At 61.9% G+C, this 11,973-nt stretch carries 8 protein-coding genes and 1 tRNA gene; 2 read left to right on the forward strand and 7 right to left on the reverse strand.

Features of this window, described 5'->3' with window-relative positions; translation table 11 throughout:
- Positions 1 to 175: 175 nt before the first annotated feature.
- A tRNA-Ser gene (locus ABY454_RS06670) sits at positions 176 to 265 on the forward strand.
- Between the two features lie 59 nt (positions 266 to 324).
- On the opposite strand, the gene ABY454_RS06675 is transcribed toward ABY454_RS06670, so the two are convergent.
- The 7 genes from ABY454_RS06675 to modA form a co-directional block, all read right to left on the reverse strand.
- Positions 325 to 4,023: an autotransporter domain-containing protein gene (locus ABY454_RS06675; RefSeq protein WP_372929401.1), complete on the reverse strand. Its 3,699-nt coding sequence runs from the start codon at positions 4,021 to 4,023 to the stop codon at positions 325 to 327.
- A 651-nt stretch (positions 4,024 to 4,674) separates the two neighbouring features.
- Entirely contained in the window at positions 4,675 to 5,502 is an 828-nt protein-coding gene (locus ABY454_RS06680; RefSeq protein WP_372929402.1) for a pentapeptide repeat-containing protein, read from the reverse strand.
- Between the two features lie 233 nt (positions 5,503 to 5,735).
- On the reverse strand, positions 5,736 to 6,128 hold the full coding sequence (locus ABY454_RS06685) for a hypothetical protein (protein WP_372929403.1): 393 nt from the start codon (positions 6,126 to 6,128) through the stop codon (positions 5,736 to 5,738).
- Between the two features lie 158 nt (positions 6,129 to 6,286).
- Complete coding sequence (locus ABY454_RS06690) at positions 6,287 to 7,051, reverse strand: TerC family protein (RefSeq protein WP_372929404.1); 765 nt, start codon at positions 7,049 to 7,051, stop codon at positions 6,287 to 6,289.
- A 108-nt stretch (positions 7,052 to 7,159) separates the two neighbouring features.
- The gene (locus tag ABY454_RS06695; RefSeq protein WP_372929405.1) at positions 7,160 to 7,873 is read right to left on the reverse strand and encodes a phosphatidylcholine/phosphatidylserine synthase; all 714 of its coding nucleotides are present in this window, start codon (positions 7,871 to 7,873) and stop codon (positions 7,160 to 7,162) included.
- A gap of 136 nt (positions 7,874 to 8,009) precedes the next feature.
- The gene (locus tag ABY454_RS06700) at positions 8,010 to 9,404 is read right to left on the reverse strand and encodes an OprO/OprP family phosphate-selective porin (RefSeq protein ID WP_372929406.1); all 1,395 of its coding nucleotides are present in this window, start codon (positions 9,402 to 9,404) and stop codon (positions 8,010 to 8,012) included.
- A gap of 379 nt (positions 9,405 to 9,783) precedes the next feature.
- On the reverse strand, positions 9,784 to 10,602 hold the full coding sequence (modA, locus tag ABY454_RS06705; protein ID WP_372929407.1) for a molybdate ABC transporter substrate-binding protein: 819 nt from the start codon (positions 10,600 to 10,602) through the stop codon (positions 9,784 to 9,786).
- 84 nt (positions 10,603 to 10,686) lie between these two features.
- Here modA and ABY454_RS06710 point away from each other — a divergent pair, with 84 nt between their 5' ends.
- Positions 10,687 to 11,931 (forward strand): FAD-dependent monooxygenase, encoded by a 1,245-nt coding sequence (locus ABY454_RS06710; RefSeq protein ID WP_372929408.1) that lies wholly within the window; start codon positions 10,687 to 10,689, stop codon positions 11,929 to 11,931.
- Positions 11,932 to 11,973: the final 42 nt, after the last annotated feature.

The raw sequence follows: 11,973 nt of genomic DNA on the forward strand, positions 1-11,973 counted from the left end.
ACGCTTGCGAGAGACGGCGACGCCTACAAAAAGGCCGTCCACCGTCCCGGCACGCCACTGGACGGCCCGCCGACGCACACTACCGGCGCCAAGAAGCTCGAATAGTTTTCAGACCTCACGCCAAGCTCTGTTCAGAGCGATAAGTGAGTGCTAAGGCCAACGGCACATCAGATCAGGAGGGGTGGCCGAGTGGTTGAAGGCACCGGTCTTGAAAACCGGCAGGCGGGCGACCGTCTCGTGGGTTCGAATCCCACCCCCTCCGCCAGTTTGTCCCTATTCGCGATCGATGTCCGCTAATGACCCAAAGCGGACATCGCGCTGAATTTAGAACAGCCAGGTGAAGCGGCCCTTGACGCCGTTGTCGGTGACGCTGTCGCTGTACTGGCCGGTATAGGACACGCCCGCGCTCATCCGATCACCAAGCGCGAAGTCGAGGCCGGCATCCAGCAATGCACTGTCCTCCGCGAGCGGCACGCCATTGATGGCAAAGCCGATGCCGGTGGTGGCAAAGGCCAAGCTTGCACCAGGCGTCACATCGTCAAAGGCATGAAGCCAGGCAGCGGAGATGTGCGGGACGACCTGCGTCGCGCCTAGCATCATCGTCGTCGCGGCGCGGAGGCCGAGGCTGGTGTAGCCCACGTCTTGGTCGAGGTTGCGTCCGCGAAGCGAAGACTGCGGTCCACCATTCTCACGGAAGCTATCCGTATCGACCGAGACAAAGGCTAGACCACCAAATGGCTCCAGTGCGATGCCGCCCATCTGGATGGGATATGCGACTTCACCAAACAGTTGGCCCGTGTCAGCATCGTATGAGGCGCTCTGCCGCTCGAAGAAACCGGGGAAGACAACAGCGCGAGACGTATCGATGTCGTTCCAGGCCCACATGCCGCCGCCACGTAAAGCAAAGCTTCCCGCCATACCGCCGATGTAGCCGCCCAGATGATACGTCTCGACATCGGCTGAGCTATAGCGGTCATCGACATCTACGTTAGAGAACGAAGCGCCTGTCGCCAGACCAGCACGCCAGCCACTACCGATGTCCGCATCCATGCCGGAGATAAACCCGCCGAGATCGCGGTCCGCGCTCGCCGCGTTGCCGTCGCTATCGAAGTTTCCCCAAGCACCGAAGGCCCGTGTCCAGAAGGCAAGCGGTGCACGTTCAGGCTCAGCGACCAGCGACTTGCCGTCATACATCGCGCCGCCAAGCATCATCGCCTGGCTGTCATAGCTTGCGACTTGCGGACCGCCGGCGGACAGCGCGCCATTCGTGTGGCTGGCCTGCATCAAGCGCCCGAGCACCGCCTCGCGTACATAGCGGCTGTCGTCGGATAATGTCCCGGCCACCGTGGCATGAACCTCGCCAGACAGCGCATCGAAAGCTTGCCGCGCTCCTTCTGCCGTCTGGGCGAGCACTGCGAGGAACAGCGGGTTGTCAGTGGGAAACTGATCCAGCGCGCCCGCCACGGCACGTTGGTTGCGCGTGTCGGCAACGGAGCGGAAGTTGAAGCTATTAGTGAGAAGCGTTAGCACAACGTCATTGCCATCGCCGCCGTTGTAAAAAACGAATGGTCTGAGGAAGGCGAGATTGCTGGTCACCTGTGAGAACGTGCCGACCACCTTGTCTGAGCCGTCATTCTCGATGATCGTGTAGTCGGTGCGTGCCTTATAGTTCCCGTTAACCGCCAGCACACGCAAAGTGGCCCCGGTCAGGTTCACCGTGCCATTGACGATCACCTTGTCGCTCTGGCCTTGGGCATTTGCTTCAACCTCGTAGGTCGCCCCCGACTTAAGCGTGAAGTTGCCATTCACCCTAATGGTGCCGATGGAGTTGCCTGGGGCGAGTACACCGCCGCTCGATACCGTGGTCGCGCCCACGCTGCCGACACCACCAAGGGTGCCGCCTTTGTTGACTGTCACGGGCGATACAATCGAGCCATTGACGATAAGGGCGCCACCGTTCACCCAGGTGGGGCCCGTATAGGTGCTCGCGCCCGACAGCGTGAGGGTGCCGCCGGCAAGCGTAAGGCCGCCACCCGTGCCAGGGAAACCGAAGTAACGGGTGCCGTCGTAAAGGCTCCCCGAAAAACCAACGTCGGCGAGTGTCCCCGAGAACGTACCGGCCGCATTCGTAATTATAAGGTTCTGACCGCCCAGGTACGCGAGTCCCGAGCCCGTGAGGTTTTGGATGCTGACGGCGGACCAGGCGCGCGAAATGTCGAAGACGCCGTTGTTGCTCACGCCCGAAGAGGCCGCGATGCTGCCGGGACCTGAAATAAAGAGCGTCGCGCCATCTGAGACTCGCGTCGGGCCCGTATAAGTATTTTCGGCGCTAAGCTGTACTGCTCCACCTTTGCGGATCGTGACCCCGCCCTTACCCAAAACACGGCCCGCCAAGCCCAGGGGTACATTCCCGACATCAACGATCAACGAACCGCCGGCGGTCGTCACCAGCGGCGCATCGGTGACGAAGAAGGGTGTATAGCCGGTCACCTGGTGCGTGAGGTCATACAGCACCGAGTTCTGCGCGAAAAACGGAAGCCCGATCGTGTTTCCCGGTTTCTTCTCCGTCGAGAGACGGGCATCGTAACTCTTGGAGCCTGTTTGGCCGTCTGTCACAACCATGGTCGTCGGCGCCAGTCCCGGTATTGGTTTGCCGGTTACGGGATTGACGCCAGAAACTTCGAAGATCACGCCGTTGTCGACGGCACATCCATCGCCTGAAGTTAGACACGTCGGGTCTGCTTTGGCTGCGGCCGAAACCAGATCGATCTTGGCGCTCGACGTTGTGTCGCTTATTCCCAATTCCAGGTCGGGCGTGCCGGCGTCCAGCAAGCTCAAGGTGGTCTCCGTGATAGCCGGCGTATTGCCGTCCATCGGTGTCAGAGTTGTTCTGAAACTTGTCCCACGCTCTGTAGAGCCATTGTTTCCTGTCGCCGAGGGATCGTACGGATTCTGATAGGACGGCCCCAACACGGCCCAAGGGATCACCCCGGAATCTCCGTGATCAGTCGGCGTTGCCGCCCAGAACTGTCCCAGCATCTCCGGCGTCAACCCGACCGTTACGCACGGACTGCAAGAACTGACTGGCGCTTGCTGGCCGCCGATCGTGACGTCAATGCCGTTGACCTGCTGCGGTGCGTTTATGGATGAGAACGGATTCTTTTGGCCATTCGCGGCGACGACATAGCCCTGCGCCATTACACCAGAGACGATCGTTTGGCCCAGAACGCCCCCGGCGGCGTACGTTGTCTGGGTTTGGAACCCGCTCGTCGGGCCATTTGTTGCGAGGGGGACACCGTCCTTCGCAAAGTTACCCGCGCCGAAGGTTCCAAAATAGCCGTCAGGCTGGTTGTCCAGGTTGGTGAAAGGATCCACCACCGGCTGATCGAAAGGCGGAGGGCCTAATTGATTTTTGTCTGGGGTTCCATAATTCCATGCCGCGTTGATGACATACCCCACGTCGGCATTCAGCGTGGCGACCGGCGTTGGATCCGACGTCGTCTTGTAGAAACTGAGCGAGGGCACCTCTACGAGGTTGCCCGTGTATCCGCGACAGTAAAAGGTTGACGGATCGTTTGGGTCGAATTTGGTGCTGCCGCCGAGGCAAAACTGGGCGCTGTTCATCTCGACGCTCAGTGGCAAGGCCACGACGCTTCCGTCCACCGTAGAACCGGGGGCGCCGTTGACTTTGGGCTGGGCCAGGTCAGGCCACACTGCCTCGGCGTAGAGGGCGTTAAACACTGGCGACCCGGTATCGAAGATATAGTTTCTCGGTGGACCGCCATTAATGCCTACGAATATTTGTAGCTTTGAGTTCGCCAAATCATCGAGGCTGAAACCGAGAGGAATATTCACGGGGGCGTCGGGTTGTTGGGCGTGCCCCTCCGTCGAGACGCCCATCAACGTGAGCGCTATGGCAATCGTCCGAGCCGCGCGTGCCTTCACGCCCCTCTCCACCCGTATGCATCGCCGAGTCTTTAGGCGCAGCCGTCGACGCGAATTGGCGGCAATCAGGACACGCATCGCTCTACTCCCCGGAGACGAGTGTAATTAGTGTCTGGCTGGGCAGACCTGAGAATCCGATGTGACCGACGCAGAATCCTTGCCAAGTGTGGCTATTACGACACGATGGTACTGGCCGAGTTACTAGGCCAGTTGGGCCGGGAGCTTCCAATGCGCGATGTCCGCTATTGGCACTTAGCGGACATCAGAATGCGGACCCCCGACGTCCGGTTTCTGCCCCAAAGCGGACATTGGCTGCGGCAGAATCTGCAAACCAAATTGCAAACCGACCACGCAACACAGCATGGCACTGGGCACCACAGACCAGGATAGCGAAGGAAAAATACCGAACGAGAGCACACGCTTGGCTACTGCCCAGTACAGGTCGGTACGAGAGCCTTAGAACTCGAAAACCGTTGAGCGCGCAAGCGTTCCGAGGGTTCGAATCCCTCTCTCTCCGCCATTGTACATTGATCAAAGCCACGGCGGTCGGGATAGGACTCCCGGCCGAACAAGGCGCAATCGGCCTCCTCCAGGTCTTCCTCAAAAAAAGCAAAGAGTCCCTTTGGGCTGCCCAGCCTGGACATCATCGCTTCCTCCCTGCCTCGACTCTAGTCTTGGCGCAGGAGCGTGACAAACCAATTGGCGTAGGAATGTTTATCCTTGGACGCGCTAGCTGCCCGACTCACTCGCGGAGGGTTCATCCCGCCTCGGACGGCCAATGCCACGGGGGCCGCCGACGAGCCAGGTCGTGTGCCGGCTCGCTTCGCTTGGCTCCTCCGCATGGCGGTCATCCTGGCGAAGCGGCGGCCGCACGATGGGCGGCGCAGGCTTCCGAGCAGGCACGGGCGCGGCGCGGCGCGGCGCGGCCTCAACGGGCGCAGGTGCGCGTTCGTGTTGAACACGCGCAGGTTCCGGCGCGGGCTCAGGCGGCAAGAAGTTGGGCGCCGGCACCACGATCTGCTCCTGAGGCTCGCGACGCGGTGCCGGCCGCGCGACGGCAGGCTTTGCATCCTCTGACTGTCCGACGGTCCAGATCAGCGGGAGATCCATGGACGCAGGCAGCACCGTGGTCTTGTCCCCTTCGGCGGCATGAAGCTGCTCGAGGGTCACGTTGCGCACACCTGACAGATCCGCGCCGCACAGATTGGCGCTCGCGAGATTGGCGTCCGACAAATCGGCGCCCGTCAGATCGGCATCGCTCAAATCCGCGCCGGAAAGATTGGCGCCCTCGAGCCGTGCCTCACGCAGGTCGGTATCGGCAAGATCCGCACCTACGAGATCTGCGCCCGTCAGCGTAGCGAAACGCAAAAAGGCGTGCCGAAGGCGCGCATGCGCCAGATTGATCGGTCCGCCGTTGATCGGACCCATCTGGCGATCGCCAATACTGAGAGCCAAGCCAACCAGGTTGGGAACGATCGATGGATTTTCGGCGCGCCACTCGTTCCAGGAACGAGGGCCGCAACGCAGCACTTCAATATGTTCGGAGTCGCCAGTCATCACGTACGCCTACAACGTTCAACGTCTGCCACTCAACGCGACAAATCGTTCGCTCGCGATGAGTTAGACGGCGCGATGCGACATCCGGATTACAACCGAAGCATCGTCCACAAGAGTCTTTGCCGAATGCACAAAAAAGAAGCGCCCTGCTCTGCTCCCGTCCCCGAAACGAACGAAGCCGCCCCGGGCGGGCGGCTTCATCATTATTCTACGTGGCGTCGCGGCGCGTGCTTCTAGCCGGCGATCCGTGCCGTGCCTGAGCGGCCGTCACTGCGGACCCAATGCACGGTCCCGCCGCGGCGGCTGAGCTTGTAGCAATATTGCTTACTGTCCATCCAGCTCGTCCACTTCTGGCAAAGCTGGTCGTTCGCGACCCACCACTTTCCCGAATCCGCCGCGCCGTCGCCCTTGGCGAAGCTGGCCGCGACTGTTCCCATCTTGCCGGTCATCCGGCCATTGGACGCATATTTGATGGGGATCTCGAATCCGGAAATCTTGAGATAAACGGTCTTGCCGCTGATGGCTTTGCGCAGGACATCGCCCGAAAGTTTGACGGGTTCTGCACCGAAGGCCGCCGTCGCCGAAAGGCCGACACAAGCGGCCAAAAGTAGTGCTCCGGTCTTCATCGCATCCTCATGACGTTCGAGGTCCGAAGGACCTCATATGGTGTCTTGAAACTGACATGGGTAGGAGAACGCTCCGGAAACATGTTCAATTTTGGGCTAACCCAAGGGAATTGCGTGACAAAGTTAAATGGCGCGAATGCGGGCTTTTTGGGCGCCTGCTAGCCCTTCGCGGCCCGTTTTTCTTTCTTGCCCGCCTCGCGCGTTTTCCGCCGCTTGCGGCTCGCCAGCACGTTGACGATCTCGACACCGGCTGAGAAGGCCATGGCGAAGTAGATGTACCCGCGCGGGATGTGGAAGTGGAACGCGTCGGCCACGAGCGCCGCGCCGATCAGCAGCAGGAACGACAGCGCCAGCATCTTGGTGGTCGGGTGACGTTCGATAAACGCCGCCACAGGCCCCGAGGCGAGATACATCACCAGAATGGCGACGGCGACGGCCGCGATCATGACCTCCACATGATCGGCCATGCCCACGGCGGTGATGATCGAATCCACCGAGAACACGAGGTCGATGATGGCGATCTGCACGATGGCGGCGGACATCGACTGAACGACGGGGTTCGCGGCCCCTTCGTGTTCTTCGCCTTCAATGGCGTCATGGATCTCGCGGGTCCCCTTCACCAGCAGGAACAGGCCACCGGCCAAGAGGATCAGGTCACGCCAGGAGAAGGCATACTCGCCGACGGTGAAGATCGGCGTGGTCATGTGGATGAACCACGTGATGAACACCAGCATGATGACGCGGAAGATGAGCGCCAGGAACAGCCCGATCTGCCGCGCGCGCTTCTGCTGCGACTTGGGCAGGCGCTGCACCATCACCGAGATAAAGACGACGTTGTCGATGCCGAGCACGATCTCCATCGCGCTCAAGGCAATGAAGCTCGCCCAAATGGCGGGGTCGGTCAGAAACTCGACAAGGGTCATGGTCGGATGGCGCGGGTCTCGGCGGCGGACTGTTGGAAGCTAATTAGCTTAGAGCGCCGCTCTGGTCCATGGTCTTGGGTCAACGCTTTTGTGGATCATCGTTTTGCCTCATGCCGCGCGGCGGAGCCAACTCCACAGCCCCACGGCCGCGCAATAGGCCGCGGCGGCCAGCAGCGTGATCTGGACCCAAAGGGCCGAAGGGAACGGATTTGCAATGGCGATCGCCGCGACGACGGCCCAGGCGAGAACCACGAGCCCGGTGAGGATGCGCAGGCCCACCACGCGGAACGGATGCACGTAGAGGATCGGCACGAAGGTCAGCACCACGAGACACGCGACAACGGCCAGCGCCCCATAGGGCGGCAGTCCGAGCACGAAAAGATAGAGCAGCACGATGTTCCAGATGGCGGGGAAGCCGACGAAGAACCCCTCCTTCGTCTTGCTGTGAACGTCGGAGACGTGGAACAGGCCCGATAGGAGAATGCCGATCGCCGCAGGGATACGGAATGCCTCGGGCAGAATGTCGGCCTCGGTCAACACGAAGGCCGGGATGGCTACAAAAGTGAGATAGTCCACGATCAGATCGAGCCGTTCGCCGCTAAACCTCGGCAGGACCGTCTTGGCATTGTAAAGACGCGCCAGCGGACCGTCGATCGCATCGATAAAGAGCGCGATCCCGAGCCAAACGAACATCGTCCGCCAATCGCCGTCATGGGCGGCGCGCAGCGCAAAGAGCGCCAGCACGGCGCCAATCGCGGTCAGCACATGCACCGAGACGGCGCGCAGCCGGCACGGAAGCGTCTTTTCCCGGTTGTCCGTCACCGGACCGATCTTGCACCATGCGGCTCCGCCTGTCGCCTACACTGGGCCCCACAAAAAATGCCGCCGCCCGGGACATGGGCGGCGGCAGTTCAGGCAAAGGGGACTATTTTTTATTTTGTTCGCTTTCGTCTCGGTCTTACCAGTCGATCTGACCACGCATACCGAAGCCATCGATCGTGGCACCGTCGTTGACGTCGAACACGCCGCCAATATCGGAGCTGGTGACGTTGAACATCAGCCGCGTGTAAGACGTCGGGTACCAGTTCAAGCCGATCAGCCAGGTTCCTTGATCGCCGCACTCTTCGCAATCGTGCCCGGCATCGGTAAGCGCGGAGGCGTCGGAACCAAGGTCCACCGTGTCATAGCGACCGGCGATCTCCCAAGCGCCCCACCCGCCACTGCCGTTGAAGAACGGGTTCTTCGGCTTAACGCGACCGAATGCGCCTTTCTTTGCACTATATCCGGGAGCCCGCGAATCGTCGGTCAGGAAGAACGAACCGTAGGCATACCAACCGTTATACGTGGGGTTGATGCTGCGGGTCGTCATCGAGGTGATGTAGGTCGGAACAGTTGGCGTCAGCTCCGCATACTCACCCTGGACCGAGAAGCGTCGCCACACAGCCGCACCTTCAAGACCCCAGTAATCGTCGGCTTCGCCAAGATCCTCCGTATCGACGAAACGGTCGGCCAAATGAAGATTGGCCCCGCGTGCCCTGTAATCGTAGAGGTCCGCGGTCGGGCCATCGTCCGAGCCAGCGTTGCGGTGACGATAGCTACCGCCCAAGTGGATGACAGCTTCGTCGGTGTTGACGGGCGCGATCGTACCGCGAACGGCAAAGAGATTTTCGCTGGGGTACCTAATATCTTCGGCACCAATCGCGTTGCCATTGTAGCTTGTCTGGAACGACCAGCCGAAGTCGTCGTTGCTACCGGCATGGATGCCGACACCCAACCGGCGGGGCTCAGCATCAAAGGCCTCGATGAAGGCGGCCCGCTCCATGAAGGTGATAAAGCGCGAGCTGGTGTAGCCCTCAAGCGTGTTGGCCAGCTTGAACTGACCGAACAAGATCTTGAAATTGTGCCAATCGCCAAAACCTGAATACGCCATATAGGCGTCCTTGACGCTCACGTCGCTGCCGGCGAAATCGACTTCGAATTTGTAGTCCCAGTCATACCAGACGTGACCGGACACGTTCAGACGAGCCCGGCGGGCTTCCCAAGCATTCACGTCCGGGTCGCCGGTGATCCGCCGATCCTGATTGATGCTGTTGTAGTCAAGCTGCAGACGGCCGCCGACCTTGAAGCTAAACTTGCCATCGCGGCTCGAGATCGTCGGAGCGCCCTTCCACTTGACCTTCATGTCAACGTCGCTGTCCTGAGCGAGCTCATCCTTCAACTCGCGCTTCAAGCGCTGGTATTGCGCTTCCGTGAGCCCTTGTGCTTTCACGGCCGGTGCGCCGGAAATGAGAACGCCCAGCGCAGCAGCGCCGGCGAGCAAATAACAACTGGTTTTCTTAAGTCCCCCGATCATGACCCCTTCTCCACTCTGTTTGAGGTTGCCTGTCCTGTTCGTCTGTTAGCTGGGAGCATTCGCTGGCTCCCATTAAAACCGTTCCGCTCGCGTTGCCGTGAGCGACCCATACCGTTCTATTTCCTGGCCAATGACGGGCATGTGACAGTTGAACGACGCGTAGGATTTCGGGGCCCGACTGTTGCGAATTGGCCACGCCAGGCATCGGTAGCAGGACGGCGCCCCCATGAGCCTTGCGGGCAGCTCGTGGCGCTAGAGGCCTGACAAAACTGGAAAACGCTTGCCTCTTGCGCGCCGCTTTCGGGACAGGCGTAAACCTGGTCCACGGCGCCTCTTGGAGCTTGCGGCCAGGTGCTCCAGGCTGGGGCGTAGGCTGACATTAGTTCTGCACTTTCGCGACTGCAGCAAGGCCGAACTGCGCGAGTCGCGCCGCAGCCTCCGGGCTCCGCAGAAAAGCGAGAAACCCCTCCCCGTCCGTCGATCCGGCCGTTCTGAGCCGCGCCGCCGGATAAACAATCGGCTTGTGGGTGTGCTCCGGAAAGAGACTGACGATCTTGACGGTCGGATCGGCCGCGGCATCGCTGGCGTAGACGATGCCGAGCGGCGTCTCGCCTCGGGCCACGAGCCGCAAGGCCCCCCGCACATTCTCCGACTGCGCGAGCTTGTCTTTGACCGTGTCCCAGACCCCGAGGCTCTCAAGCGCCGCCTTGCCGTATTTGCCGGCCGGGACCGCGTCCACCCCGGCGATGGCCAGGCGGCCATCGCCTAGGAGCTCAGCGAGCGGAAACACCGGCTCGGCGCGAATGCTGATTTCCGAGTCCTTTGGGGCGATTAGGGCCAGCCGGTTGCCAAGGAGGTCGAAACGGCTCTTGGGCACGATCAGGCCCCGGTCGGCAACATAGTCCATCCACGCCTGATCGGCGGAGATAAAGATGTCGGCCTCTGCGCCCTGCTCGATGTGCTTGGCCAGCGCGGGCGTTGCCGCATACGCGATCACCGGCTTCCGGCCTGTCTTCGTTTGCCAGTCGCCGGCCACCGCATCGAGGGCGGTCTTCAGGCTGGCCGCGGCAAACACGGTGGGGCCCGCCTCGTCCCCGGCGTGGCCTGGCTGCGACATCAGCGCAAGCGGCAGCGCCGAGAGAAAGGATAGCGTCAAGAAGACGGCAATACCAAGCGTTCGGGAGCGATCCTTGAGCATTTGGGGCGTTGTCGGCCTTGATGGCGGCGATCTTCGAACCGGGCTAGGCTAACACGAGAGTATCGTGGACGGTTGGACGAGCCTATGAGCGGCGACAAAACGCAAGACAAACCACAAGACATTTTATGCGACGTCGCCGTGGTGGGGGCCGGCCCCGCCGGCATTGCCGCGGCCCTGGCGCTCGCCCATGTCGGCGCCGATGTGGTGCTGATTGGCCCTGAGCCGCCCAAACCGAGCACGGCGCAGCAAGACACGAGGACGGCGGCGCTTCTGACCAGTTCGGTCGATTTCCTGAAGCGGCTCGACGTCTGGGAGACGCTTCAGGGGGTCGCCGCACCGCTCAAGGTCGTCCGCATTGTTGATGCATCGCAGAGCTTGGTGCGGTCTCCGGACATCGCCTTCAAGGCCAGCGACCTCGATCTCCCCGCCTTCGGCTACAACATTCCCAACGCGGCACTGACAGCCTCTCTCTATGCCCGCGCCCGAGACACGGGGCCCACGCTCATCACCGAGAGCGTCGAAAGGATCGAACATGACGATGCGTCGGCGCGGCTGACCTTAAGCAGCAACGGCACGGTCACGGCCCGGCTTGTCGCCGGTGCGGACGGACGGCGGTCGGTCTGCCGCGAAGCGGCGGGCATCGAGACGCGCGTATGGCGCTACGATCAAGGCGCTATTGCCGCAAGCTTCCATCACGCGCGTCCGCATGACGGCGTCTCCACCGAGTTCCATAAAGAGCACGGCTCGTTGACGACGGTGCCGATGCCGGACCCGCTACAGTCGGCGCTGATCTGGATCGGCTCCCCCTCTGAGACGGACGCACTCATGGCCTGCGACGACGCCGAGTTCACCGCCGGTCTCCAGACCCGGCTCGGAGACACGCTGGGCCCAGTGACCTCGTCAGGCCCACGCGCGAGCTTCCCCGTGGCCGGGCTTACCGCCAAGCAGCTCGCCCACAACCGCACGGCCCTGATCGGCGAGGCGGCGCATGTCATGCCGCCCATCGGGGCGCAGGGGCTCAATCTGGGGCTCCGGGACGCCGCCGCACTTGCCGACTGCGTGGCGCGAGCGCTCGCACGAGGCCAAGATCCGGGCGGATTGGCGGCTCTGACCGAATTTGCCCGTGCCCGGCAGCTCGACGTGCTCTCGCGGTCCGTCGGCGTCGACCTCCTGAACCGGTCACTGCTGACCGGGCTCCTGCCCGTGCAAGCGGCCCGCGGCGTCTTTATGGCCGGGCTCAACGCCTTCGCGCCTTTGCGCCGGCTGGTCATGCGGGTGGGACTTGAGCCGCCCTCGGCCCTGCCCTCCCTCATGCGGCCGGCGGCCTGACGGGGTGCCCGCAACCGGGCGACGCTTGACGCCATAGCTCAG

Origin of the sequence: Methyloceanibacter sp., assembly GCF_041573655.1 — a bacterium.
GTDB lineage: Bacteria > Pseudomonadota > Alphaproteobacteria > Rhizobiales > Methyloligellaceae > Methyloceanibacter.